The sequence below is a fragment of the Micromonospora sp. B11E3 genome, from assembly GCF_039871625.1.
GTDB lineage: Bacteria > Actinomycetota > Actinomycetes > Mycobacteriales > Micromonosporaceae > Micromonospora.
In genome coordinates this window covers 78,545-102,004 of the sequence record NZ_JBDPMC010000017.1, presented here as the reverse complement: position 1 = coordinate 102,004, position 23,460 = coordinate 78,545, and the positions used below count along the sequence as shown (strand labels likewise).

General features: G+C 75.5%; 22 protein-coding genes and 1 pseudogene. 10 read left to right on the top strand and 13 right to left on the bottom strand.

Going from position 1 to position 23,460, the window contains the following annotated elements:
* Positions 1 to 75 precede the first annotated feature (75 nt).
* A complete protein-coding gene (locus ABGB16_RS12130) occupies positions 76 to 486 on the bottom strand; it encodes a VOC family protein (RefSeq protein ID WP_347668101.1) in 411 nt (136 codons plus the stop codon).
* Between the two features lie 200 nt (positions 487 to 686).
* On the opposite strand from ABGB16_RS12130, the gene ABGB16_RS12125 reads away from it, so the two are divergent.
* Positions 687 to 1,394, top strand: coding sequence for an RraA family protein (locus ABGB16_RS12125; RefSeq protein ID WP_347668100.1), 708 nt, complete (start codon positions 687 to 689; stop codon positions 1,392 to 1,394).
* 115 nt (positions 1,395 to 1,509) lie between these two features.
* Here ABGB16_RS12125 and ABGB16_RS12120 read toward each other — a convergent pair whose 3' ends face one another.
* From ABGB16_RS12120 to ABGB16_RS12110, 3 genes are all read right to left on the bottom strand, one after another.
* Complete coding sequence (locus ABGB16_RS12120; RefSeq protein WP_347668099.1) at positions 1,510 to 1,668, bottom strand: hypothetical protein; 159 nt, start codon at positions 1,666 to 1,668, stop codon at positions 1,510 to 1,512.
* A 179-nt stretch (positions 1,669 to 1,847) separates the two neighbouring features.
* Positions 1,848 to 2,501, bottom strand: a complete 654-nt coding sequence (locus ABGB16_RS12115) for a nucleotidyl transferase AbiEii/AbiGii toxin family protein (RefSeq protein WP_347668098.1) — start codon at positions 2,499 to 2,501, stop codon at positions 1,848 to 1,850.
* A complete protein-coding gene (locus tag ABGB16_RS12110; RefSeq protein ID WP_347668097.1) occupies positions 2,501 to 2,857 on the bottom strand; it encodes a hypothetical protein in 357 nt (118 codons plus the stop codon). The genes ABGB16_RS12115 and ABGB16_RS12110 overlap by 1 nt, the downstream gene beginning before the upstream one ends.
* A gap of 332 nt (positions 2,858 to 3,189) precedes the next feature.
* Here ABGB16_RS12110 and ABGB16_RS12105 point away from each other — a divergent pair, with 332 nt between their 5' ends.
* Positions 3,190 to 3,753 carry a snapalysin family zinc-dependent metalloprotease gene (locus ABGB16_RS12105; protein WP_347668096.1) on the top strand — a complete coding sequence of 188 codons (564 nt, stop codon included), beginning with the start codon at positions 3,190 to 3,192 and terminating at the stop codon, positions 3,751 to 3,753.
* Positions 3,754 to 3,869: 116 nt separating this feature from the next.
* Here ABGB16_RS12105 and ABGB16_RS12100 read toward each other — a convergent pair whose 3' ends face one another.
* The 7 genes from ABGB16_RS12100 to ABGB16_RS12070 all read right to left on the bottom strand — a co-directional run bounded on the left by ABGB16_RS12100 (position 3,870) and on the right by ABGB16_RS12070 (position 12,763).
* Positions 3,870 to 5,399, bottom strand: coding sequence for an FGGY-family carbohydrate kinase (locus ABGB16_RS12100; RefSeq protein WP_347668095.1), 1,530 nt, complete (start codon positions 5,397 to 5,399; stop codon positions 3,870 to 3,872).
* Positions 5,396 to 7,057 carry a glycerol-3-phosphate dehydrogenase/oxidase gene (locus ABGB16_RS12095; RefSeq protein WP_347668094.1) on the bottom strand — a complete coding sequence of 554 codons (1,662 nt, stop codon included), beginning with the start codon at positions 7,055 to 7,057 and terminating at the stop codon, positions 5,396 to 5,398. Before ABGB16_RS12095 ends, ABGB16_RS12100 begins: the two co-directional genes overlap by 4 nt.
* 66 nt (positions 7,058 to 7,123) lie before the next feature.
* The gene (lsrF, locus tag ABGB16_RS12090; RefSeq protein ID WP_347668093.1) at positions 7,124 to 8,008 is read right to left on the bottom strand and encodes a 3-hydroxy-5-phosphonooxypentane-2,4-dione thiolase; all 885 of its coding nucleotides are present in this window, start codon (positions 8,006 to 8,008) and stop codon (positions 7,124 to 7,126) included.
* Positions 8,001 to 9,020, bottom strand: coding sequence for an ABC transporter permease (locus ABGB16_RS12085; protein WP_347668092.1), 1,020 nt, complete (start codon positions 9,018 to 9,020; stop codon positions 8,001 to 8,003). Before ABGB16_RS12085 ends, lsrF begins: the two co-directional genes overlap by 8 nt.
* On the bottom strand, positions 9,020 to 9,979 hold the full coding sequence (locus tag ABGB16_RS12080; RefSeq protein ID WP_347668091.1) for an ABC transporter permease: 960 nt from the start codon (positions 9,977 to 9,979) through the stop codon (positions 9,020 to 9,022). Before ABGB16_RS12080 ends, ABGB16_RS12085 begins: the two co-directional genes overlap by 1 nt.
* Positions 9,976 to 11,604 carry a sugar ABC transporter ATP-binding protein gene (locus ABGB16_RS12075; protein WP_347668090.1) on the bottom strand — a complete coding sequence of 543 codons (1,629 nt, stop codon included), beginning with the start codon at positions 11,602 to 11,604 and terminating at the stop codon, positions 9,976 to 9,978. The genes ABGB16_RS12080 and ABGB16_RS12075 overlap by 4 nt, the downstream gene beginning before the upstream one ends.
* 52 nt (positions 11,605 to 11,656) lie before the next feature.
* Positions 11,657 to 12,763, bottom strand: coding sequence for an ABC transporter substrate-binding protein (locus tag ABGB16_RS12070; protein ID WP_347668089.1), 1,107 nt, complete (start codon positions 12,761 to 12,763; stop codon positions 11,657 to 11,659).
* 272 nt (positions 12,764 to 13,035) lie between these two features.
* Between ABGB16_RS12070 and ABGB16_RS12065 the strand changes: the two genes are divergently transcribed.
* A complete protein-coding gene (locus tag ABGB16_RS12065) occupies positions 13,036 to 13,779 on the top strand; it encodes a GntR family transcriptional regulator (protein WP_347668088.1) in 744 nt (247 codons plus the stop codon).
* A gap of 73 nt (positions 13,780 to 13,852) precedes the next feature.
* On the opposite strand, the gene ABGB16_RS12060 is transcribed toward ABGB16_RS12065, so the two are convergent.
* A complete protein-coding gene (locus ABGB16_RS12060; RefSeq protein WP_347668087.1) occupies positions 13,853 to 15,145 on the bottom strand; it encodes a DUF1343 domain-containing protein in 1,293 nt (430 codons plus the stop codon).
* A 317-nt stretch (positions 15,146 to 15,462) separates the two neighbouring features.
* Between ABGB16_RS12060 and ABGB16_RS12055 the strand changes: the two genes are divergently transcribed.
* Positions 15,463 to 15,780: a hypothetical protein gene (locus ABGB16_RS12055; RefSeq protein WP_347668086.1), complete on the top strand. Its 318-nt coding sequence runs from the start codon at positions 15,463 to 15,465 to the stop codon at positions 15,778 to 15,780.
* A gap of 47 nt (positions 15,781 to 15,827) precedes the next feature.
* Here ABGB16_RS12055 and ABGB16_RS12050 read toward each other — a convergent pair.
* A pseudogene (locus ABGB16_RS12050) lies at positions 15,828 to 18,334 on the bottom strand (CDP-alcohol phosphatidyltransferase family protein).
* A 109-nt stretch (positions 18,335 to 18,443) separates the two neighbouring features.
* Between ABGB16_RS12050 and ABGB16_RS12045 the strand changes: the two are divergent.
* From ABGB16_RS12045 to ribA, 6 genes are all read left to right on the top strand, one after another.
* Positions 18,444 to 19,445, top strand: coding sequence for a dehydrogenase (locus ABGB16_RS12045; protein ID WP_347668085.1), 1,002 nt, complete (start codon positions 18,444 to 18,446; stop codon positions 19,443 to 19,445).
* A gap of 4 nt (positions 19,446 to 19,449) precedes the next feature.
* On the top strand, positions 19,450 to 19,848 hold the full coding sequence (locus ABGB16_RS12040; RefSeq protein ID WP_347668084.1) for a 6-carboxytetrahydropterin synthase: 399 nt from the start codon (positions 19,450 to 19,452) through the stop codon (positions 19,846 to 19,848).
* A gap of 38 nt (positions 19,849 to 19,886) precedes the next feature.
* A complete protein-coding gene (locus tag ABGB16_RS12035; RefSeq protein WP_347668113.1) occupies positions 19,887 to 20,927 on the top strand; it encodes a glycosyltransferase family 4 protein in 1,041 nt (346 codons plus the stop codon).
* A 64-nt stretch (positions 20,928 to 20,991) separates the two neighbouring features.
* On the top strand, positions 20,992 to 21,831 hold the full coding sequence (locus ABGB16_RS12030) for a methyltransferase domain-containing protein (protein WP_347668083.1): 840 nt from the start codon (positions 20,992 to 20,994) through the stop codon (positions 21,829 to 21,831).
* On the top strand, positions 21,828 to 22,793 hold the full coding sequence (locus tag ABGB16_RS12025; RefSeq protein WP_347668082.1) for a lysylphosphatidylglycerol synthase transmembrane domain-containing protein: 966 nt from the start codon (positions 21,828 to 21,830) through the stop codon (positions 22,791 to 22,793). The genes ABGB16_RS12030 and ABGB16_RS12025 overlap by 4 nt, the downstream gene beginning before the upstream one ends.
* 12 nt (positions 22,794 to 22,805) lie before the next feature.
* Positions 22,806 to 23,459 (top strand): GTP cyclohydrolase II, encoded by a 654-nt coding sequence (ribA, locus tag ABGB16_RS12020; RefSeq protein WP_347668081.1) that lies wholly within the window; start codon positions 22,806 to 22,808, stop codon positions 23,457 to 23,459.
* Position 23,460: the final 1 nt, after the last annotated feature.

The following is a 23,460-nucleotide window of genomic DNA, read 5'->3' as shown; positions in this document are numbered from 1 at the left end:
GGACAGCCGTCCGTACCCGCCCACGCCGCCGATACACCCGGGACCGCCGCGCCGCGGCCGGGCCCTGGGGAGGGCTCAGCCCTGCGGCGGGGTGATGTCGACCATCCACGCGGTGCCGAAGCGGTCCACGCACTGGCCGAACACGTCGCCCCACATCTGCTTCTCCAGCGGCACGGCCACCACGCCGCCCTCGCTGAGCTGCTCCCAGTAGCCGCGCAACTCGTCGGCGTCGTCGCCGCTGATGGACACGGTGACGGCGTTGCCCCGCTGGAGCTGCATGCCGGGCGGCGTGTCGGAGGCCATCAGCACGTAGCCGCTGCGGGTCCGCAGCATGCCGTGCATGATCTGGTCGGCGATCGCCGGGTCGCCCCCGTACTCGCCGAACGTGGTCAGCGACAGGTCGCCGCCGAACACCTGGTGGTAGAACTCCATCGCCTCTCGGGCGTTGCCGTCGAAGTTGAGGTACGGGTTGAGTTGCGAGGCCACAGGACCCTCCCTGACTCGGTGGTCGGCGCCCATCGTCGCACCGCCACCGTCCCTGCGCTGGGCGTACACGCAAACGGGCACGGCGCAACCCCACTCCGCTCGGCGCGGGCCGGTTCCGTCCGCCCGCCTGGCCGGAATGCCCCGGGAAGTGGCCGGATGGACTCGCGTCGACGGGCGCCGCACGCTCCTATGATGCGGCGATGACCGATCAGTGGCCCTCCGGGCGGTTCGCGGCGTTGACCACCGCCCACCTCGCCGACGCGTGCGTCCGCGCCGGGGTGACCGTCCGCTGCGCCCCCGCCGGCACCCGCCCCGTGGTGCCCGGCAGCCGCCTCGCCGGCCGGGTGCTGCCCGCCCGGCACGCCGGCAGCGTGGACGTCTTTCTCGAGGCGATCGAGCGCGCCGGGCCGGGCGACGTGCTGGTCGTGGACAACGCCGGCCGGCTCGACGAGGCGTGCGTCGGCGACCTCGTCGTCCGGGAGGCCGCCGCCGCGGGGCTCGCCGGCCTCGTCGTGTGGGGCCTGCACCGCGACACCGCCGACATCCTCGCGATCGGCCTGCCGGTGTTCAGCCTCGGCGCGCTGCCGGCCGGGCCGCTGCGGCTGTCCGACCGCGCCGACGACGCCCTGGACCGGGCGACCGTGGGCGAGTGGACCGTCGGGCCCGACGACGTGGTCGTGGCCGACGACGACGGCGCGCTGTTCCTCCCCGCCGACCGCGCCGGGGAGATCGTCACGCTGGCCGAGGGCATCCGGGACACCGAGCGGCGGCAGGCCGAGCGGATCCGGGGTGGCGAGTCGCTGCGCGACCAGCTCCGGTTCGGCGCGTACCTGGCCCGACGCGAGCGGGAGCCGGCGCTGACGTTCCGCGCGCACCTACGCGCCATCGGCGGCGCGGTGGAGGAGTAGGCGACACCCCGCGCGGTCTCGTCGACGCCCGCCCCGCGTGATCATGGAGTTGACGGCCGCCCCTTCGGCGTGTCGCGCCGTCAACTCCATGATCACCGGGCGCTGGACGCGGCCGTCAGCGCTTGCTCTGCTGCTTCGCGGTCTGCGGATCGACGCCGCGGCCCACCTTCTTCAGCGCGTCGCGCAGCTGGCCCTCGGTCATCTTCGAGTTGCCCTCGATGCCCGCCTCGTGGGCGCGCTGGCGCAGCTCGTGCAGTTGCTCGCGGTCAGCCATCTGGACCTCCCCTGTCCGGCCCGGCGCGGGAACGCCTCCCACGCGTCGAGACAGGAGCCTTCCCGGCGGCGCCAGGCGCAAACCGTGGCTGCCCCGGGCGGTCAGATGTCGGCCGAGTCGGGCGGCACGTCGGCCGGGATTCGGACGCGGGGTTGCTTCAAGCGGCGACGGCGCCGGGTTCACCGCGGCCAGTCGGCGAAGGCGGCGCGCAGGCCGCGTACCTGGTCCGGCGTGAAACGGTAGAGCGCGAAGACCGCTTCCGGCAGGCGGTCGAGGCGCTGCATGGCCTCGTGGAACTCCTCGTCGGTGAGGGCGGGGTCCGCGCGGCGGCCGAGCGCGATCAGGTCATCGCGGCTGAAGCGATGGAGCGCCACGGCGATGTCGATGTAGTCGCGGGGCTGGGCGCGGGTGACCATCGCGGCGACCTTGGTGCCGATCACGTCGTCGAGGTGGAGGACCGGGCCGATGTCGAGGAGGACGGGGCTGTTGCCGCGCGCGAAACGTACGAGTTGCAGCCGGACGGCCTGCTCGCCGCGGCGGACCTCGAATTCGGTCATGTCGTGGTCGAAACCGTAGAAGACATCGTCGAGCTCGGTGGGATCGGGGATCGTCTCGACGTCGAGTCCGGCGTCGAGCAGAGCGCGCCGGACCAGCCCGGCGGCGGCGGTGACACCCCCGTTGACGTCGGTGAACAGGTCGATGTCCTCGGTTGGCCGGGCGCCGAGACCGTGCGCGATGAGGGCTTGGCCTCCGGCGAGGGCGAAGCCGTGCTGGCGAGCCACAACGAGGGCGAGCCGGGCGACCTCGATCTGGAACAGATCGGTGGCGGGCATCAGGCAGCGATGTCCCGGCTGCGCAGCACGGAGTGGCGATCTTCCCAGGCGCGTCGGACGCCGCGGGGAAGGTGCAGCTGGGGCCACAGCCGGACGAGGGTGGGTCCGTGCAACCAGGTGCGCAGCTCGTCGGGGCGGACGGCCTCGGTGAGCACTGTCTCGTACATCCAGGCGAGCAGGCCGGGGATGTCGAGATCGACGTGCCGGTCCGGCTGCCAGAACAGCCGGTGCGGAAGCTCGACGACTCCGCCGGTCGGACCGCGTAGCTCGTGCAGGTCGGAGACCACGACCGCCGGGCGCCCAGGCCGGGCCTCGTGCAGCCCCCGTGACCTGCGCACGGAGCGGGTCGGTTCCATGCCCTACAGGGTAGACCTCAAAAGCCGAGCCGTCGCTCACGCAGGCGTTGTGTCGTGATCGCCCCGGGCGGTCAGATGTTGGCCGAGTCGGGCGGCACGTCGGCCGGCAGCGCGGGCGCCCCCGCCTCCGGCTCGCTGGGCGGCGGGGCCAGGCCGAGGGTGTACGCGGTCATCGACAGCGTTCCGTACGCGTACCCGTCGACCAGTACCTCCGGCCGGCCGTCGCCCGCACCGGGTATCGATAAAGTTTGTTAGAGGTGTTGATATCGATCTATTTCTATCAATACGCTTGCCTGGTCCCGCTCGACCCGTCCCCATATGGAGCGTGAGCGATGCGTATGCCCAAGCTGTCCCGGATCCTCGCCACCCTGGCCGCCGCGACGATGGCGTCGCTCGGCGTCGTCGCCGTCGAGGCGTCGCCGGCCCTCGCCATCACCAACGTCTGCTACAACATTAGCCAGGCGGGCCCGTTCGGCGGGTACGCCAACCAGGCCGCCTCGATCTGGAACGCCTACACCAACAACATCAACATGTCGCAGTGCGGCTCGAACCTGATGATCTACTACACCTACGGCGGCGGCTCGTACGCCGTGCGCTACAGCCTCGGCAACGGTTACGTGGTCATCGACTACTACCAGGCCCAGCAGTACAGCCCGCTGCGGATCATGACCCACGAGATCGGGCACATCCTCGGCCTGGCCGACAACTACAACGGCAACTGCGCCCTCCTGATGTCCGGCGGCAGCGCCGGCACCGGCTGCACCAACCCGTACCCGCACTACACCGAGGCCGCCGCGGTCGACTCGTGGTTCCGGTCCGCGTCGCCGGGTGCGGAGAGCACGCGGGTCTTCAGCGACAGCTGGCCGGCCGCCGCGACGGCGGGCGCCCAGCGCTGACGCCGCGCCAGCGGTGACGTCCCGGCCGGGGTCGGCGTTCAGCCGACCCCGGCCGGGCGTGTCGCAGCCTCCGGGGCCGGCGGTTACCGCCGGCCCCGCCGCTCGTCCCGGGCCGCTCAGGCGCTCCCGCCGCCCGTGCGGTAGCGCTCCACCTCCGACCACACCGCCGACATGCCGGCGAGGCAGCGGTCGAACACCTCGGCGTGCGCCAGGTACGCCGCCCGGTCCGGCCCCGGCCGTACGCACAGGTCGTCCGCCTCGTCCACCGTCCACGGCGGTACGTCGTGCCCGAGCGCGCCGGGCAGTAGGGAGGCGACGCCCCGGGCGCCCAGTTCGCTGGTGAGCTGGCGGCGCACCGGCCGGCCGAGCACGTCGGCGAAGATCTGCGCCCACACCGCCGAGCGGGCGCCCCCGCCGGCCAGCCGCCACGGGCGGTCGCCGACGTCCGCGCCGCTGGCGAGCACCCGGTCCAGCTGCACCCGGTGGTACTGGGCCACGCCCTCGATCACCGCCCGGGCCAGGTGCCCGCGCCGGTGGTTGCTGGACAGGCCGAGGAAGGTGCCCGACGCCGACGGGTGCTCGGGCGCCCCGTTCACGAAGGGCAGGAACAGCAGCCCCTCGGCGCCCGGCGGCACCTCGGCGGCCTCCCGCAGCAGGTCCGCGGCGGGGACGCCGCCCGCCTGGGCGTGCGGGACCCCGGCGCAGGCCAGCCAGTCCAGGTTCGCCGCCGAGGTGGGCGCCACCTCCATCGCCAGCATGGTGGCCGGGTCGGGCATGAACGCGCTGAGCGTGACCTCGGGGGCGGGACTGCGCGCGGGCACCACCACCCCGTTGATGGCCCACGTGCCGACGATGATGGTCCCGTCCCCGACCTCCCGGCCGCCGGCCCCCAGGGTCGCCGCGACGCAGTCCATGCACCCGGCGATGACCGGCAGGCCCTCCGGGAGCCCGGTGCGGGCCGCGACCGCCGCGCTGAGCCCGCCGACCACCTCGTCGGAGCGGCGCGGCGGCGGGAACCGGTCGAGGTCGGCGGCCGGCAGGCCGACCAGTTCCAGCGCGGTCGGCGTGTAGGCGCGGGTGTCGAGGCCGACCAGGCCGAAGGCGCTGGCGTCGCTGTAGTCGGCGCTCGGCGCGCCCGTGAGCTGGGCGGTGACCCAGTCCTTGCAGGACAGCGCCCACCGGGTGGCCGCGTAGGCGGCGGGCTCGGCGTCGCGCAGCCAGCGCAGCAGGACGGCCGGCTGCGCCGCCCAGGGGATCGAGCCGGTCTCCCGGGCCAGCCGGCGGGCGCCGTCGGCCGGAATCGCCGCGACGACGTGCTGCGCCCGGCTGTCCGACGAGGCGATGGCCGGCCCGACCGGGCGCAGTTCGGCGTCGACCGGGTACAGCCCGTTGCCGTGGGCCGCGACCCCGATGCCGGCCGGGGCGTACCCGTCGGCCGCGAGCTTGCCGCCGATCTCGGCGAGCAGCGACAGCACCGTGTCGGCCAGCGCGGCCATGTCCACGTCGTGCCGGTGGGCGGTCACGCTGGTGCGCGGGGTGCGGGCGTGCACCACCGCCAACTCGTGGCCCGCCTCGTCGAACGCGGCGGCCTTGGTGGCCGTGAGCCCGACGTCGACGCCGAGGTAGCAGGTGTTCGCGGCCGTCACGACGCCCTCCTGTCACTGGTCGGTGCCGCCTCGGCGAGGCGCAGCACGCGGGGGCGGAACCGGCGCAGCTCCGCCCGGTACGCGGCCACCTCCGAGCGGGCCCGCCCGGAGTCCCACCCGAGGTGCCGCACGGCGACGTCCGCGCAGGTCACGGCCGCCGACAGGGCCATGTCGGGGCCGAGGCCGACCAGCGTACGGCGCAGCAGCACGTCCGCCAAGGTCCGGGCCCCCTCCTCGCGGAAGGCGAGCACCACCTCGGCGGCGACCGCGCCGGTGCGGGGGTCGACGACCTCGCCGAGCGCGGGGTCGGCCACGACGAGTTCGCGGACCCGGCCCGCCCGGACCCCGTAGACGGCCAGCAGCCGGGCGGCCTGCTCCGGGGTGAACGGCGCCGGCGCGCGCAGGAACTCGGCCCGGAACGCCGGCCAGTCGGCGGTGTCCGCGCCGGGCAGCGGCCGGGTGCGGGTGGCGCACCGGCGGCGCGGGCGGCCGAGCACCTTCAGCGCCTCGTCCACGGCGTCCTCGGCCAGGGCCCGGTGGGTGGTCAGCTTCCCGCCGATGATCGTGAGCAGCCCCCGGTACGCGGGCGCGTGGTCGAGCACCGTGTGCCCCCGGCTGATCTTCGCGTTGTCCGACACCCCGGCCGTGTACGGCAGCGGCCGGACGCCGGCGACGCTGTAGAGCACGTCCTCCGGGGTGAGGTTCGCGTCGGGGAACAGCCGGTTGGCCTCGGTGAGCAGGTAGTCGATCTCCGCGTCGCTGGCGACGACCTCGTCCAGGTCGTCCTCGTACGTGAGGTCGGTGCTGCCGAGGACGTACCGGCCCTCCCACGGGAAGACGAAGATGGGGCGCTGGTCCGCGGCGGCCTCGAAGAAGATGCAGGTGTCGGGGGCGCCCGGGAACGGGTCGACGATCACGTGGCTGCCCTTGGTGCCGCCGTTGAGGCGCCGGCTCTCGACCTGGCCGTCCAGGATCCGGTCGATCCACGGCCCGGCGGCGTTGATCGTCAGGCGGCCCCGGACCTCGCCGGCCGCGCCGGTGTCGTTGTCGCGGGTGCGCACCCCGAGCACCCGGCGGTCGTCGACGATCAGGCCGGTCACCGTGGTGTAGGTCAGCACGGTGGCGCCCAGGCGCTCGGCGTCGACCAGCAGCTCGACGCAGAGCCGCTCGGCCCACGGCACCTGGGCGTCGTTGAACAGCACGCCGCCGCGCAGCCCCTGCTGGGACAGGTGCGGCCAGCGCCGGCCGATCGCCCGGGTGGACATCCCCCGGCTGCGCCCGCGCCCCCGCCCGGCGGCCAGCACGTCGAACGCGGCCAGGCCGAGTCGGATCAGCGGCCCCGGCCGGCTGTCGCCGGCGTAGAACGGGATGAGCATCGGGTAGTCGTGCACGAGGTGCGGGGCGTTGCGGAACAGCAGGTGCCGTTCGCGGATCGACTCGTGCACCAGGGTGAAGTCGTAGCGTTCGAGGTACTTCAGGCCGCCGTGGATGAGCCGGCTGGAGGTGGCCGTCGTGCCGGCGCCGACGTCGCCCCGGTCGACGACGACGACGCTCAGGCCGCGGCCGGCGGCGTCTCGGGCGATGGCAAGGCCGTTGATGCCGGCGCCGATGACGACGAGGTCGACGACGTCACCGGTGCCGGTCTGCGGGTGTGGCATGGGTGGCTCCCGGGAGGGGGTGCGGGGCGCGGGACCGGCGGACGGTCCCGCGCCCCTCGGAGACGGTCAGGAGGCTGCGGAACCGGCCGCCCGGTCCTGGAAGAGCTCGTACGCCTCCGCGGGCTTGAGGTCGTCGTGCACCACCGCCCGGACCGCGGCGAGCATCGCCGCGGGGTGCTCGCTCTGGAAGATGTTGCGGCCCATGTCGACGCCCGCGGCGCCCTCCTGCATCGACCGGTACGCCATGGTCAGCGCGTCCAGCTCCGGCAGCTTCTTGCCGCCGGCGACGATGATCGGCACCGGGCAGCTCGCGGTGACCGTCTCGAAGCCCTCGTTGACGTAGTACGTCTTGACGATGTGCGCGCCCATCTCGGCGCTGATCCGGGTGGCGAGCCGGAAGTAGCGGGCGTCGCGGACCATGTCCTTGCCGACCGCCGTCACCCCCAGCACCGCGATGCCGTGCCGCTGCCCGGCGTCGACGAGGGTGGCCAGGTTCGCCACCGAGCGGGACTCGTGCTCCCCGCCGATGAACACCTGGATCGCCAGCGCCGCCGCGTTGAGCCGCACCGCGTCCTCGATGTCCAGGGCGATGTGCTCGTCGGAGAGGTCCTTGAGCACGCTCGGGCCGCCGCTGGCGCGCAGCACCACCCCGGCGGTGCTGTGCGACGGGATGCTGGTGCGCAGCGCGCCCCGGGTCATCATGATCGCGTCGGCGTCCGGCACGAGCGGGGCGATCATGGTGTCGATCCGCTCCAGGCCGGCCATCGGGCCGAGGAAGTAGCCGTGGTCGAAGGCGAGCATCACCGTGCGGCCGTTGGGCTGGAAGATCCGGGACAGCCGGTTCTGCAGACCCCAGTCCTGGGCGTGCGCCCCCTTGACGTGGAAGCCGGTGACCGGGCGCCCGCCCCCGGTGAACGTGCGGGCGTCGAGCAGACCGTCGGTGTCAGCCATGCGTGGTGTCTCCTGTGATCGTTGCAGGGGTGGTCGCGGCCGCGGGGCGCGACCGGCGACGGGTTCGGGAGCCGGTGGCGGGGCCGCGCAGGGCGCCGCCACCGGCGAGGAAGAGGACGAACAGCACCAGACCGCCCTTGAGCAGGTTCTGCGCGGCGGTGCTCCAGCCGACCAGGTTGACCAGGCCGTCGAGCAGGATGAAGAACAGCGCGCTGCCCCAGATGCCGACCGGCACGGCCCGGCCGCCCGAGATGAGCGTCCCGCCGATGACGACGACGGCGACCGAGTCGAGCAGGTAGCGGGTGCCCAGGTCGGGCGACGGCGCGATGTAGGCGGCGAGCAGCGCCCCGGCCAGCCCGGCGAGGGCGCCGCTGGCCAGGTACGTGACCGCGATGATCCGGGCGACCGGGACACCGGCCCGTTCCGCGGCCGGCCGGCTCTGGCCGACCGCGAGCAGCGACCGCCCGTACGTGGTGCGCCGGAGCAGGACCACGACGAGCGCGGTCAGCGCGGCGACCGCGACGGCGAGCACGGGCACGCCGGCCGGCCGCAGGTTGAGCAGCCGGCGCAGGCCCTCGTCGGGCACGGCGGTGAACCCGTCGGCCAGCGACAGCGTCAGCGACGAGGCGACGAGCCCGGAGGCCAGGGTGGCGATGATCGGCGGCACGGACAGCCCGAGGATCGCCACCACGCTGATCACCGCGATGGCCAGGCCGGTGCCGATCCCGGCGAGGATGCCCAGGGCCACCGAGCCGGTCGTCGCCGCGACCTGCACCGAGACGAACCCGGCGAGGGAGACGACCGAGGCCACCGACACGTCGATGTTGCCGGGCCCGGCGGTGATCACCAGCATCTGGCCGAGGCCCACGACGACCAGGTACGGCGCCAGGGACAGGGCGAGCGACACGGTCTGCCCGCCGCCCTGGGAGGAGATGGCCAGGATGGTGACCCAGACCAGGACTGCGGCCAGGAAGCCCCAGATCCAGGGGCGGGCGAGGGTACGGGGAATCATCAGCGGAGCACCTTTCCGACCACGACGCGGCCGGCGAGCACGGCCAGCACGATGACGCCCTGCACGGCCGACTGCATGTTCGACGGCACGTCGAGCAGGCTGAGGACGACGCTGACCAGGCCGAGGGTGACCCCGCCGATGGCCACGCCCCACGGCACCGCGGTGCCACCGGCGAACGAGCCGCCGCCGAGGATCACGGCCGCGACGCTGATCAGCGTGTAGCTGGTGGCCGACGACACGTCCCCGCCGCCGGTCTGCGAGGCGAGCACGAGGCCGGAGAGCACGCCGAGGACGCCGGCCGCCGCGTACGCGACCACCCGCGCGGCCAGCGGACGCAGGCCGGCCCGGTGCAGCGCCACGGGGTTGCTGCCCAGCGCGCGGACCCGGACCCCGACGGAGCTGCGCGAGGACAGCAGCCAGACCAGCGCCGAGACGACCAGGATCGGCAGCACCGGCGCGGGGAAGCCGGCCGGCTGCCAGGAGCCGAAGGTGGCGAGCCAGGCCGGGGTGCTGCCGCCCGGGGTGGGCAGCAGGAACAGGCCAAGCCCCAGCCACACGAAGGACGCGCCGAGCGTGGCGATCAGCGAGGGCACCCGGCGCAGGTGGATCAGCGCGCCGAGGACGGCGTACCCGGCGACGAGGCCGAGCAGCACCAGCGCGCCCACGCCGGGGGAGGAGACCAGCGTGGTGGCCGAGACGACGGTCACCAGGCCGACGAAGTTGCCGATGCCCAGGTCGATGTCCCCGACGGACATCAGCACCATCTGGGCCTGGGCGGCCACGACCAGCGGGACGGTGGCCGAGAGGATCAGCGTGAGCCCGGGGACGGTCAGCACGCCGGGCTGCAGCGACGCGCAGACGGCGACCATCGCGGCCAGGGCGACGGCGCTGACCACGGCGGGCGCGGTGCGGCGCAGCAGGGCACGCGGCGGCACGGCCGCCGCGACGAGGTTGGTCATCGCGGTGCTCCCGTGGACTCGGGCGTGGCAGGGGACGCGGCCCCGGACGGGGCCGGGGACGCCGGCCCGGACCCGGGCGTGGATGTGGACCCGGACTCGGATCCGGACTCGGACTCGGCGAAGGAGACGGCGATGATCCGCTCCTCCGAGATCTCGCCGCCGCTCAGCTCGGCGACGACCCGCCCGGCCCGCAGCACGTAGACCCGGTCGCAGTGCGCCATCTCGGCGTTCTCGCTCGAGTACCACACGACGCTGCGGCCCCTGGCCGCCTCCTCGCGGATCAGCGCGTACAGGTCGGTCTTGGTGTGCACGTCGACGCCCCGGAACGGGTCGTCGAGCAGGACGAGGTCCGCCGTCGAGGCGAACGCCCGGGCGACGATGACCTTCTGCTGGTTGCCGCCGCTGAGCTCGGTCATCGCGGCGTCGGCGCCGCCGCGCACGGCCAGCCGGTCGACCCAGCCGCGGACGGTCGCGGCCTCCTCGGCCATCCGCCGGAAACCGCCCCGGGCCAGGCCGCGCATCGCGGTGATCGTCAGGTTCTCCGCCACCGACCACAGGGGCAGCACCCCGGAGCGCTGCCGGTCGCCCGGCACGTACGCCCGGGTGCCCCGGACCGTGGTGTCCCGGCGGGCCGGGCGCCAGAGCCGCTCCAGCACCTCCTGCTGACCCTGACCGGCGAGGCCGGCCAGGCCCACCACCTCGCCCGCGCCGACCCGGATCGACACGTCGCGCAGCCCCTGCCCGGTCGCGCCGCGCAGCTCGGCCAGCACCGGCCGGTCGGCGCTCGCGCGGGCCGGGGCGGTGACGGCGGCGGACTCGGCGACCTCGGCGCCCATGAGCACGAGCACGTCGCGCTCGCCGAGGCCGGCGGCGGGCCGCTCGGCCACCACCGCGCCGTCGCGCATCACCGCGACCCGGTCGGACACGGACAGGACCTCGCCGATGCGGTGCGAGATGAGCAGGACGGCGGTGCCCCGGGCGGCGAGCCGCCGGACGTGGTCGTACAGGGTGCGGGCGGCGTCCGGGCCGAGGGACTCGGTCGGCTCGTCCAGGATCAGCAGGTCGAGACGGTCGACCAGGCTGGCCCGGGCGATCTCCACCATCTGCCGCCGGGCGATGGACAGGTCCGCGACCCGGTCCCGGGGCGACACCCCGTGCCCGGGGAACATCTCGTCCAGCCGGCGGCGGACCGCCGCGCCGGCCGCCCGCCGCCAGCCCAGCCGGGGCAGGCAGTGGCGGGAGGAGAGCCAGATGTTCTCCGCGACGGTCAGGTCGGGGCACAGCGAGGTCTCCTGGTACGCCATGCGCACCGCGCGGAAGGCGGCGGCGCCCGGGCCGACGTCCCGCGGCGTCACCTCCCTGCCGCCCACCACGACCGTGCCCTCGTCGCAGGGTTCCAGGCCGGCGAGGACGCGCATGAGCGTGCTCTTGCCGGCGCCGTTGTGGCCGACGAGGCCGAGCACCTCGCCCGTGCGGACGTCGAGGTCCACGCCGGTGAGGGCGCGGGTTCGTCCGTACGTCTTGGTCACCCGCCGGGTGGTGACCACCGGTCGCGCCGCGGCGGGGGGCCGGTCGCCGCGCGGCGGGGCGGCGACGGACCCCGGCGGGGGGTTGTCGACGTGCATGATCCGCTTCTCCTCTGGTGAGGGCGACCAGGGCCGCTTCGACGGCCCTGGGTCAGTTGGCGGCCGTCGGGATCGGCGGGCGCACCGGGGCGCCGCCGGACTTCACGGCCTCCACCTGCTGGCGGAACAGCTCCTGCGTCCACGGCCAGGCGGCGTACTCGTCGGGCTTGAGCGCGCCGGCCCAGGCGGCGAGGTCCTTCTGCTCGACCAGGACGATGGGGAAGGTCAGCTCCTTCGGGACGTCCTTGCCGGCGAGCAGGTCGAGCGCCTCCCACAGCGCCGCCACCGACTGGCCGGGGTCGGACATGACCGCGACCGAGCCGTTGTCGAGCTTGCTGTCCTTCCAGTAGTTCAGCGCGCGGCCGTTGGTCTCGAAGGTCAGCGCCGGGATCGGCTTGTTGGCGGTGGTGAACGCCTGGGCGACGCCGTAGCCGTCGCCGCAGCCGATGACGCCGTCGACCTGCGGCACGCTGGACAGCACGCCGAGGACGGCCTTCTGCGCCTTGGCGCCGTCGCACAGGCCGTTGACGGTGGCGGCGACCTTCACGTCGGGGTACTTGGCGAGGATGTCCTGGGTGGTCTGGTACATCTCGGCCTCCGGCTGGGAGCCGACCACGCCGCGGCTGACGATGACGGTGCCCTTGCCGCCGATGCCGTCGATCAGCGGCTGGGCGGCGGCGGTCGCCCAGTCCTTGAAGCTGTTGAGCAGGACGTGGGCGCACGGGGCGTCGATGGCGGAGTCGAACACCACGACCTTGATGCCGGCGTTGCACGCCTGCTCGATCACCGGCTTGAGGGCGGTTGGCGAGGCCGGGTCGATGAGCAGGGCGTCGGGCTTCTGCAGCAGCAGGCTCTTGATCTGGGCGACCTGCTCGGTGGCGGAGTTCTCGCCGGGCGCGTTGACGACCTTGAACTTGCTGATCAGGCCGTCCTTCTGGGCCTGGGTGGCGGCGGCCTCGAACTTGGCGATCATCGTCTGCCGCCAGCCGTTGCCGATGAAGCCGTTGCTCAGGGCGATGAACGGCTTGTCACCGCCGGAGCCCGCGGCGGCGCCGCCGGAGTCGCCGGAGCCGCAGCCGGTCGCCGTCGCGCCGAGGGCCACGGCGAGGGCGGCGGCGAGCACGGCCCGTCGACGCCGGGGCGGGGGTGTGGTGCGCATGGTGGGGCCTCCATCGGGCGGACCCGCCGGAGCGGGAGTGGTGGTGTCGGGTTGCGCCGGCCCGGCAGGGGACCGCAGCCGGCGTGCCAGTCATTACAGACCTGTAGTGACAGGCGCGCTAGATGGAAGTCACAAACGTGTTTCAGATCACAGTCGTGCATGTTGCGGAGTCGCGACCACCTGCGGCTTCCCTCAACCGAGGGCGGCGAGCCTGTCATGACATCTCGAAACAGCCGTGGCATGCTGTGGCCGGTCGATGGGAAAGGGAATCCATGACGATGACGTACCGGCGGCTCACCCGCGACGGGGGCGAGCCGCTGTGGATGCAGCTGATGCGGACGCTGCGCGGGCAGATCGAAGCGGGTGAGATCGGCCCGGACCAGCCGCTGCCCTCGGAGGCGGAGCTGAGCGACATCTACGGCGTGTCACGGACGGTCGTCCGGGAGGCGCTGCGCGAGCTCGTCCAGCAGCGGATGATCTACAAAGTCAAGGGGCGGGGGGCCTTCGTCGCCCCGCGCAAGACGGAGTTGCGCTTCGTCGGCTCCGTCTCCGGCTCCGCCGCCGACCTGCGCGAGTCCGGCCGCCGGGTCACCACCCACACGGTCAGCCAGAGTCTCGGCGAGGCGGACAAGCGCGAGGCGGACCTGCTGCGGCTGCCGCAGGGCGCGCCGGTCGTGCGGATGCGCCGGCTGCGCAGCGTCGACGGCCAGCCGTGGCTGCTCGTCGACACCGCCCTGCCGGCCGCCCTGGTGCCCGGGTTGGAGCGGGCCGTGCTGGAGAACCAGTCCCTGTACGACGTGCTGCGCCGCCGGTACGGGCTGGAGGCCGCCGCGGCCGACCGCTGGATCGAGGCGGTCTTCCCCGAGCCCGAGGACGCCGCGCTGCTGGAGGTCACCGCCTCCACGCCGCTGCTCGGCATCGAGTCGGTGGCCTGGCTGCCCGACGGCACCCGCTTCGAGGCGTACTACGCCCTGCACCGCAGCGACCAGACGCGGTTCTACGTGGGCATCCGCTGACGGGGACCCTCCCCTTGCGACGGTCCCCCGGGGACGGCGGCCGGGGTCGGCCCGGCCGCCGCGCCCGGCCCGGTCAGTAGAGCAGGTACGGCCGGCGCTGCCGGTCGAACGCCGCCAGCTCGTCGGCCCAGGCGCCCACCACGTCGGCCACGTCGGCGCCGGAGTCGATCATCGTGCGCAGCCGGGGCGACCCGGTGAGCTTGTCGATCCAGTACGGGCGCTCGCGGTCCCACGCGTCCTGCCGCCAGGCGAACGCCGGGTACCTCCGCGCCTCCACCAGCATCGCCACCCCGGTGCGGATCGGGTCGTACGCGTCGCGGTCCACGATCTTCACCTCCACGCCCGCGCAGAGCTTGTTGAGCAGCGCCGGCTTCTGCCCGGCCGAGGTCGGCGAGAAGTACGCCTCGCGGAACTCCACCCCCGGCAGGCCCCGGGCGTCGAGCCGGTCACCCCAGTGGTGGTCGAAGTCGGTCGCCAGGCCGCCGACCAGCTCGAACGGGCGGGTCGTGCCCCGCCCCTCGGTGATCGAGGCGACGCCCTCGAACAGGCAGGTGCCCGGGTAGACGAGCGCGGTGTCCGGGGTGGGCATGTTGGGGCTGGGCATCACCCAGGGCAGGTCGGTGTCGGCGGCGAGCATGTCCCGCTTCCAGTGCCGGCAGCGCACCACGTGCAGGTCGACCGGCCCGCCCGCGTCGGCGGGCAGGAACTCGGCGTTGAAGAAGCGGGCCAGCTCGCCCACGGTCATGCCGTGCTGCTGGACGATCTCCTTCAGCCCCACGCCGGAGGTGTAGCCGGGGGTCATCATCGGGCCGTACGCCCGGCCGCCGACCGGGTTCGGCCGGTCGAGCACGACGTACCGCCTGCCGAGATGTGCCGCGGCGACCATGGACGTGTACATCGTCCAGATGTAGGTGTAGAACCGCGCCCCCACGTCCTGGATGTCGAAGACCACCGTGTCCGTGCCGGACTCGGTGAACATGGCCTCCCACCTGGCCTGGGACGCGCCGTACGCGTCGTAGACGGTGATGCCGGTGCGCGCGTCCGTGCCGGTGCCCTCGCTGCCGCCCGCCTGGGCCGAGCCCCGGAAGCCGTGTTCGGGGCCGAACGCCGCCGCCAGGTCGACCTGACCGGAGCCGTGCATCAGATCCACCAGGTGCCGGTACGCCGAGTCGACGCCGGTCGGGTTGGAGATCACCCCCACCCGCTGCCCGCGCAGGTCGGCGAAGCCGGACCGCACCAGCGCGTCCAGGCCCGTCTCGACCCGGCGGATCCCCGGGTCGGCGCCGGCGGGCGAGCCGGTCACGGTGGTGGCGACGGCGCCGGCGGTGACCGCCCCGGCGCCGGCGAGGAAGGTTCTGCGCTCCATCAGGCCCTCCAGGCAGCTCGGTTCATCGAAACTTAGCTACAGGGCGATGGCTGGTCAAGGAAAGTTAGCTACGGCCGCGCGTCGCACGACCGGGGCGCCGGTTCAGCGGGCGGGCTGCCAGCCGGGCCGGCCGAGGACGTGGCGGAGCCGGTCCCGCCACGACGCCGCCGCGCCCGCCGACGTGAGCGGCGGCACCTCCGGGCGTCCCCCCTGGCCCGGGGGTGTGGCCGTGCGGGAAAATCGCCGTGACCGGCAGGTTTAGCGGCGCCGCCGGCCGGTGAAGAGTGGGGGCCAGCGACGAACGAGAGGGGTCACACGTGTCCGAGACACCACGCCACCGGGCCAGTGACGGCACAGTTCCACCGGACGACGTGATCGACCCGCTGCTGTGGCGACTGGGGTACGACGTCGCCAGCGCGCACGAGCCCGACGAGAACGGCCGCTGCCGCAACCTGCTCTGCGCCGGCCAGCCCTCGCCGTGCGCGGCGCTGGCCAACGCCGAGCGTGCGCTCGGCCTGTCCCGGCGCGGCGCGCCGGTGCAGTCGCCGGCCGAGCCGGCTTCCGCGCCCCTGGCCCTTCCCGCGACGCCGGTCCCCGCGCAGCGGGGCGCCGGGGCCGAGCGCGAGGCGGCCTGAGCGATCGCTGCCCCGACGGGAGCGGACGCGAGGCCGCCTGACGCCGGTCAGCGGTGCGGGGCAGCACCCGGCGACCGCCCGGGCGGCGGCAATCCCGCCGGGCCCGCCCGCGACCCGAACGCGGTCAGGAACCGGTCCCGGAAGCTGTCCATCCGCCATACCGGCGCCCCGGGGCCGGGACGCAGGCCGTCCCGCCAGCCCCACCCGGCGATCCGGTCCAGCACGGCCGGGTCGCGCGCCACGACGGTGACCGGCACGTCCCGGCCGGCGTCCGCGCCGGTGACGGCCGGGGCGGGCTGGTGGTCGCCGAGGAAGACCAGCACCAGGTCGTCGTCGCCGTACGTCTCGACGTACGAGATCAGCGTCTCCAGGGTGTACTCGACGCTGCTGCGGTACCCGGCGCGCACCTGCGCGGCCGAGCGGCGCACCGCGTCCCGTCCGTCGGGAGTGACCGTCACGGCGTGCGCGAAGACCGAGCCGTCGCCGAGGTCGTCCCAGCCCAGCGGCCGGGGAACGAGGGTCCACGGGGAGTGGCTGGAGGTCAGCGCGATCTCGGCCATCACCGGGGGCCGGCCGGTGCCGGCCCGCTCCCGACGCTGGAAGACCGACAGCGCGTACTGGTCGGGCATCGGGGCGTAGCCGAACGCCGGCCCCCGGTAGCCGAGGGCCCGGTTGTCGTAGAACTGGTCGTAGCCGTAGAAGCGGCCCTCGGGCCAGTCCTGCATGGCGGCCGGCATCACGCCGACCGTGCGCCAGCCCGCCCGGTGGAACGCGCCGCCCAGGGTGAGCCGGTCCCCGGCCAGCAGGCTCCGGTGGCGCTGCTCGGTGTCGATCCACAGCCCGGACAGCAGCGTGGCGTGGGCCAGCCAGCTCCCGCCGCCCGCCGTCGGCGAGGTGAGGTACGCGCTGCGGGCGCCGAAGCCGGCCGCCCGCAGTCGCGCGGTCCCCGCGTCGAGCACCGCGCCGACCCCGGGCGCGAACTCCGGGTCCTCGACCGCGTCCCGCCCGTAGCTCTCCACGAACGCGACGACGACGTCCTTGCCGCGCAGGCCGGTCAGCAGCCGCTCGCCCGGGGTGTCCCGGAACGGGTCGGCGGCGACCTGCGCGGCGAACACGTCCCGGTCGGCCAGGCCCGCCCGCACCCGCGCCGCGTGGTCGCGGACGAGGGCGCCGGCGCCGGAGTCGGCGACCGGTACGCCGGGGGCGACCCGCACGCCGAACGCGGCGCAGGCGACCCAGCCGACGGTCAGCGCCGCCACGGCCCGGGTGGCGCCGGTCTCGTGCCGGGCGAGCAGCACCGCCAGCCGCAGCACCGCCAGCGCCCCCACGGCCGGCAGCCCGACGGCGAGCAGCACGACGGCGACGGCGGCGGCGGTCGCGCCGGCCCGGCCGACCGAGTCGGCGAGGAAGCCGGTCGCGTCGTCGAGCAGCGCCCAGTCGGACACCGGATCGAACGGCCGGCCCAGCGCGCCGGAGAAGCCCAGGTCGGCGAGCTTCAGGACGCCCAGCAGGCCGAGCCCCGCCCCGGCCAGCGCGGCCACCGGACGCCGGGCGCGCGCCGGCAGGGCCAGCAGCACGGCGGCGGCCAGCAGGGCCTCGACCGGCAGGCGCAGGAACGCCCACGGGGTCAGCTCGCGCGGCCGCACCGGCGCGGCGAGGACGGCCAGCACGAGCAGCCCCGCCAGCCCGCTTGCCACGCCCGCCCGCAGGCGCCGCCACCCGCCGCGCCCCTGGGTTCCCGGCGTCGCGTCGCCCTTCATGCCGACACCCCAGGCGGCACGGGGGTGGGCTCCGTGCTCGGGTCTGGTCGCGCCGGATGTGCGCGCCCTACGCGACGGCCGGCACCGATCACAGGGCGTGGCCGCGCCGGGCGCCGCCAGAGCCAGCCGACGTCCCGGCCGAACGACTCGACGAGCAGGACCAGCGCGCCGGCCAGCAGCACGCTCGCCGCGGCCGGGGACAGCACCCCGGCCGAGGCCGCCGCGAGGGCCACGCCCTGCGTCGCGGCGACCACCTTGCGCCAGCGGCGCGGCGGCAGCGTCCCGCGCAGCCACGGCAGCGCCCACCCGGCGGCCACGAAGGCGTACCGCATCGCGCCCATCGCGAGCACCCAGCCCCCGAGCGCCGGCGCCAGGTGGGCGCCCAGCAGCAGGATGAGGTACGCGTCGACCTCCATGTCGAAGCGCGCCCCGAGCGCGCTGGCCGTGCCGGTGCGCCGGGCCACCTGCCCGTCGACCGCGTCCAGCAGCAGCGCCACCGCCGTCAGCCCGACCAGTAGCGGGATGGGCGTACCCCCGCCGAACCCGTCCACGACCAGCGCGGTCACCGCGCCCACCAGGATCGCCCGGCCCAACGTCACCACGTCGCCCGGCCCCAGGCCGGCCGCCCCGGCGCGGCGCAGGCCCCGCGCCAGCAGGGCGCAGACGACGATCCCGTACGCCAGCCCGGCGCACCAGCCGGCCGGGCCGAGCCCGACGGCCGCGTGCAGGCCCGCCAGGACGACGAACTGGACGACCAGTCCGGTGATCGGACCCCGTTGAACCCTGAACACCACGCCTCCGTGATTGATGATCGACGGGACGACCGTCGACGGTCCGTCGACACACACCACGAACGGCGGGCCCGGACGGTTCGGACCGCCGGGAAATCACGAGGAGGACGAGGTGCGCCACGAGGGGACGACCGACGCCTCGCGGGCGTACGCGTTCTGGCTGCGCGAGCCCGGGGCGGGGGAGATCCGGGAGGCGACGCTGCCCGCGCCCGGCCCCGACGAGGTGCTGGTCCGCGCCCGCTACTCCGGGGTCAGCCGGGGCACCGAGACGCTGGTCTTCGCCGGCCGGGTCCCCGTCGACCAGTACGCCGCCATGCGCGCCCCGTTCCAGGAGGGCGACTTCCCCGCTCCCGTCAAGTACGGCTACCTCAGTGTGGGCGTGGTGGAGCAGGGCCCGGTGGCGCTGCGCGGGCGTACCGTCTTCTGCCTGCACCCGCACCAGACCGCGTACGTGGTGCCCGCCGACGCGGTGGTGCCCGTACCGGACGGGGTGCCGGCGGCCCGCGCGGTGCTCGCCGGCACCGTGGAGACCGCCGTGAACGCCCTGTGGGACGCCCCGCCGCTGGTCGGCGACCGGGTGAGCGTGGTCGGCGCCGGCATGGTCGGCGCCTGCGTCGCCGCGCTGCTCGCCCGCTTCCCCGGGGTGCGGGTCGAGCTGGTCGACGCGGACCCCGGCCGGGCCGCCGTGGCCGCGGCGCTCGGCGTCGACTTCGCCCCGCCCGGGGACGCCACGGGCGGGCGCGACCTGGTGGTGCACGCCAGCGCCAGCTCCGCCGGGTTGCAGCGCGCGTTGGACCTGCTCGCCCCGGAGGGCACGGTGCTGGAGCTGAGCTGGTACGGCGACCGCCCCGTCACCCTGTCGCTGGGCGGGGCGTTCCACTCCGGCCGGCTGACGGTGCGCAGCAGCCAGGTCGGCCGGGTCGCCCCGGCCCGCCGGGGCAGCCGCACGTACGCCGACCGGCTCGCGCTGGCCCTGGAACTGCTCGCCGACCCGGCCTTCGACGCGCTGATCACCGGCCGCTCGCCGTTCGCGGAGCTGCCGGACGTGCTCGCCGCACTGAGCGCGGGACGCCTGCCCGCGCTGTGCCACCTCATCACCTACCAGGAGGAGTGACAACGTGTTCAGCGTGACCGTCCGTGACCACATGATGATCGCCCACAGCTTCCGCGGCGAGGTCTTCGGGCCGGCGCAGCGCCTGCACGGGGCCACGTTCGTCGTCGACGCCACCTTCCGCCGGCCCGACCTGGACGCCGACGGGATCGTCGTCGACATCGGCCGGGCCACGGACGCCCTGAAGGCGATCCTCGGCGAGCTGACGTACCGCAACCTCGACGACGAGCCGGCGTTCGCCGGGACGAACACCACTACCGAGGTGCTGGCCCGGACGGTGGCCGACCGGCTCGCCGACCGGGTGCGCGCGGGCGACCTGGGCGAGGGTGCGCGCGGGCTGACCGGGATCACCGTCACCCTGCACGAGTCGCACGTCGCCTGGGCCAGCTACGAGCGCCCGCTGTGACCGACCGGCTGCGAGCGTCCGCGGTGGCCGCGGCGGGCGTGGGCGTCCGGGAGGTGCACGTGGTGCTGCCCGACGACATCGACGACCCGGCCACCCCCAGCGGCGGCAACCACTACGACCGGCGGGTCTGCGGGGGACTGGCCGCCGCCGGCTGGCGGGTCCGCGAACACCCGGTGCCCGGCGGCTGGCCCGCGCCCACCCCGGCCGGGCGGGCCGCGCTCGCCGGCCGCCTCGCCGCCCTGCCCGACGGCGCGGTGGTGCTGCTGGACGGGCTGGTCGCCTCGGTGGCGCCGGAGGCGCTGGCGCCGCACGCCGGCCGGCTGCGCCTCGTCGTGCTGGTGCACCTGCCCCGCGAGGACCCCGCCGAGGCCCGCGCGCTCGCCGCCGCCACCGCCGTCGTGGCGACCAGCGGCTGGGCCCGCCGCCGGCTGCTCGACCGGTACGGGCTGCCCGCCGACCGGGTGCGCGTCGCCGCGCCGGGAGTCGACCCCGCGCCGCCGGCCACCGGGACGCCCGCCGGCACCGAGCTGCTGTGCGTGGCGGCGGTCGCCCCGCACAAGGGCCACGACGTGCTGCTGGCCGCCCTGGCCACGGTCGCCGACCTGCCGTGGCGCTGCGTCTGCGTCGGCGCGACGACCCGCGCCCCGGACTTCGCCGACGGGCTGCGCCGGCTGGCCGAGCGGACCGGCCTGACCGGGCGGGTACGGCTGGTCGGCCCGCGTACCGGCCCCGGGCTGGCCGCCGCGTACGCCGCCGCCGACCTGCTGGTGCTGGCCTCGCGCGGCGAGACGTACGGGATGGTGGTCACCGAGGCGCTGGCCCGGGGCGTACCGGTGCTGGCCAGCGACGTCGGCGGCCTGCCCGAGGCGCTGGGGCGTGCCCCGGACGGCGAGCGGCCCGGCCTGCTGGTGCCGCCCGAGGACCCGGCGGCGCTGGCCGCCGCCCTGCGCCGCTGGCTCGGCGACGCCGGCCTGCGGGAGCGGCTGCGCCGCGCCGCCCGCGCCCGCCGGGACACCCTGGCCGGCTGGGACGCCACCGCGGCGGCCCTCGCCGCGGCGTTGGCGGAGGCGGCGACATGAGCGGGCGGGCCAGCGAACTCGGTGCCACGGCTCATGACGGCGCCCAGCGCAGCGAGGCGGCGACATGAGCGACGGCTACGACCCGACCGGGGTCAGTCACGACCCGGGCGCCTTCGCCCGCTGGCTGCGGCTGCGGGAGGCCGCCGATGCGGCGGCGCGCGCCGCCGACCTGCTCGAACCGCTGCGTCGACACCTCCCGGCCGGCGGGCCGACGGTGATCCACGACCTCGGCGCGGGCACCGGGTCGATGGGCCGCTGGCTCGCCCCCCGGCTGCCCGGCCCGCAGCACTGGGTCCTGCACGACCGCGACCCCGCCCTGCTCGCCCGCGCCCGCGCCGCCCCGCCGGCCGCCGCCGACGGCGTCCCGGTCACCGTGGAGACCCGGCGGGCCGACATCACCCGACTGACCGCCGCCGACCTCGCCGACGCCTCGCTGGTCACCGCGTCCGCGCTGCTGGACATGCTCACGGCCGACGAGGTCGAGCGGATCGTCGGCGCCTGCGCCGAACGCCCCACCCTGCTCACCCTCTCGGTGGTCGGCCGGGTCGAGCTGACCCCGCCCGACCCGCTCGACGACGAGGTCGCCACGGCGTTCAACGACCACCAGCGGCGCGGCGTCGCCGGGCGTACACTGCTCGGCCCCGACGCCCTCGACGCCTGCGTCGCCGCGTTCGCCCGGCACGGCGTGTCGGCGATCGTCCGGCCCAGCCCCTGGCGCCTCGGCCCCCGACAGGCGGACCTGGCGGCCGACTGGTTCACCGGCTGGCTCGGCGCCGCCCGCGAGCAGCGGCCCGAGCTGGCCGGCCCCGCGGAGGCGTACGGCCGCCGGCGGCTGGCCCAGGCGCGGGCCGGCCGGCTCGGCGTCCTCGTCGACCACCGCGACCTGCTCGCCGGCTGCCGATGAGCGTCGTGCCGAGGCTGCCCCGGCCGTTCTGGCGGTGGGCACGGGCCCTCGCCGGGGTGGCCGTGCTGGCCCTGCTGCTGCGCCAGGTGGGCGGCGGCCCGTTCGTCGCCGGGCTGCGCCTGATCGACGGCCCGGCGCTCGCGGTGGCGCTCGGCGCCGGCCTGCTCACCACCGTCTGCGCGGCGTGGCGGTGGCGCCTCGTCGCCGGCGGGCTCGGCGTACGGCTGCCGCTCGGCGCGGCCGTGGCGCGCTACTACCGGGCCGTGTTCCTGAACGCGACGCTGCCCGGCGGGGTGCTCGGCGACGTGGACCGCGCGGTCCGCCACGGGCGCGACGCCGGCGACCTCGGCCGGGGTGTGCGGGCGGTGGTGTGGGAGCGCGCCGCCGGCCAGGCGGTCCAGGCGGTGATCGCGGTGGTGGTGCTGGCCGCGTTCCCGTCGCCGGTGCGGCCGTACCTGCCGGCGGCCGTGGCGCTGCTCGCCGCCGGGGCGGTCGGCGCGGTGCTGCTGGCCCGGGCGGCCCCGAGGTTCGGCGCGTCGGCCGGGGCGCGGGCGCTGCGGGCGGCGGTGGCCGACGTCCGTGCCGGCCTGCTGGCCCGCCGCACCTGGTGCGGGGTGCTGCTGACCTCCGCCGCGGTGGTCGCCGGCCACCTGGCCACCTTCCTGGTCGCCGCGCGTACGGCGGGGGCGACCGCGCCGCTGTCCCGACTGCTGCCGCTGACCCTGCTCGCGCTGCTCGCGATGGGCATACCGTTGAACGTGGCCGGGTTCGGGCCGCGCGAGGGGGTGGCGGCCTGGGCGTTCGGGGCCGCGGGCCTCACCGCCGCGCAGGGCGTCGCCACCGCCACGGTGTACGGGGTCCTGGTCCTGGTGTCGAGCCTGCCCGGGGCGGTGGTGCTGCTGGCCCGCCGCCGCCCGGGGCCCGTCACCCGGCCGGCGCGCCCCGAGCGGCTGACCGCCTGACGAAGGAGAGTCATGTCCCGAGCACTGCCGAGCGCCACCGTCCGGACGCAGGTGACGGTTCCGCTGCGCTTCTCCGACGGCTACGCCGCGACCGCCCGGGTGTTCTCGTTCCACGGTCTGGCCGACGGCCGCGAACACCTCGCGTTCGGGGTCGGGGACTGGCAGGCCGCGCTGGACCGGGCCGCCGCCGGCGGGCCGCCCGCGCTGGTCCGCCCGCACAGCGAGTGCCTGACCGGGGACGTGTTCGGCAGCCAGCGCTGCGACTGCGGTCCGCAGCTGCGCGAGGCGGTCGAGCGGATCGCCGACCCGGGCGGCCTGGTGCTCTACCTGCGGCAGGAGGGCCGGGGCATCGGCCTGTACGCCAAGCTCGACGCGTACGCCCTGCAGGACTCGGGGCTGGACACCTACGAGGCGAACCTGGCCCTCGGCCGCGGCGCCGACGAGCGGGACTACACGGTCGCCGCCCAGATGCTGGTGGCCCTCGGGGCCGGCCGGGTGGCCCTGCTCAGCAACAACCCGGACAAGGCCGAGCAGCTGCGCCGGCTCGGGATCGAGGTGGTCGAGCGGGTGCCCACGGCGCTGCACCTGTCCCCGGCGAACGCCGGATACCTGGCCGCCAAGGCCAGCCGGGCGGCCCACACCATCGACCTCTCCGTCGTCCCGTGAC

Coding starts and splice junctions, on each gene's coding strand:
- ABGB16_RS12125 (WP_347668100.1), top strand. CDS start 687: ATGACCGATCAGTGGCCCTCCGGGCGGTTCGCGGCGTTGACCACCGCC.
- ABGB16_RS12120 (WP_347668099.1), bottom strand. CDS start 1,668: ATGGCTGACCGCGAGCAACTGCACGAGCTGCGCCAGCGCGCCCACGAG.
- ABGB16_RS12115 (WP_347668098.1), bottom strand. CDS start 2,501: ATGCCCGCCACCGATCTGTTCCAGATCGAGGTCGCCCGGCTCGCCCTC.
- ABGB16_RS12110 (WP_347668097.1), bottom strand. CDS start 2,857: ATGGAACCGACCCGCTCCGTGCGCAGGTCACGGGGGCTGCACGAGGCC.
- ABGB16_RS12105 (WP_347668096.1), top strand. CDS start 3,190: ATGCGTATGCCCAAGCTGTCCCGGATCCTCGCCACCCTGGCCGCCGCG.
- ABGB16_RS12095 (WP_347668094.1), bottom strand. CDS start 7,057: ATGCCACACCCGCAGACCGGCACCGGTGACGTCGTCGACCTCGTCGTC.
- lsrF (WP_347668093.1), bottom strand. CDS start 8,008: ATGGCTGACACCGACGGTCTGCTCGACGCCCGCACGTTCACCGGGGGC.
- ABGB16_RS12085 (WP_347668092.1), bottom strand. CDS start 9,020: ATGATTCCCCGTACCCTCGCCCGCCCCTGGATCTGGGGCTTCCTGGCC.
- ABGB16_RS12080 (WP_347668091.1), bottom strand. CDS start 9,979: ATGACCAACCTCGTCGCGGCGGCCGTGCCGCCGCGTGCCCTGCTGCGC.
- ABGB16_RS12075 (WP_347668090.1), bottom strand. CDS start 11,604: ATGCACGTCGACAACCCCCCGCCGGGGTCCGTCGCCGCCCCGCCGCGC.
- ABGB16_RS12070 (WP_347668089.1), bottom strand. CDS start 12,763: ATGCGCACCACACCCCCGCCCCGGCGTCGACGGGCCGTGCTCGCCGCC.
- ABGB16_RS12065 (WP_347668088.1), top strand. CDS start 13,036: ATGACGATGACGTACCGGCGGCTCACCCGCGACGGGGGCGAGCCGCTG.
- ABGB16_RS12060 (WP_347668087.1), bottom strand. CDS start 15,145: ATGGAGCGCAGAACCTTCCTCGCCGGCGCCGGGGCGGTCACCGCCGGC.
- ABGB16_RS12030 (WP_347668083.1), top strand. CDS start 20,992: ATGAGCGACGGCTACGACCCGACCGGGGTCAGTCACGACCCGGGCGCC.
- ABGB16_RS12025 (WP_347668082.1), top strand. CDS start 21,828: ATGAGCGTCGTGCCGAGGCTGCCCCGGCCGTTCTGGCGGTGGGCACGG.
- ribA (WP_347668081.1), top strand. CDS start 22,806: ATGTCCCGAGCACTGCCGAGCGCCACCGTCCGGACGCAGGTGACGGTT.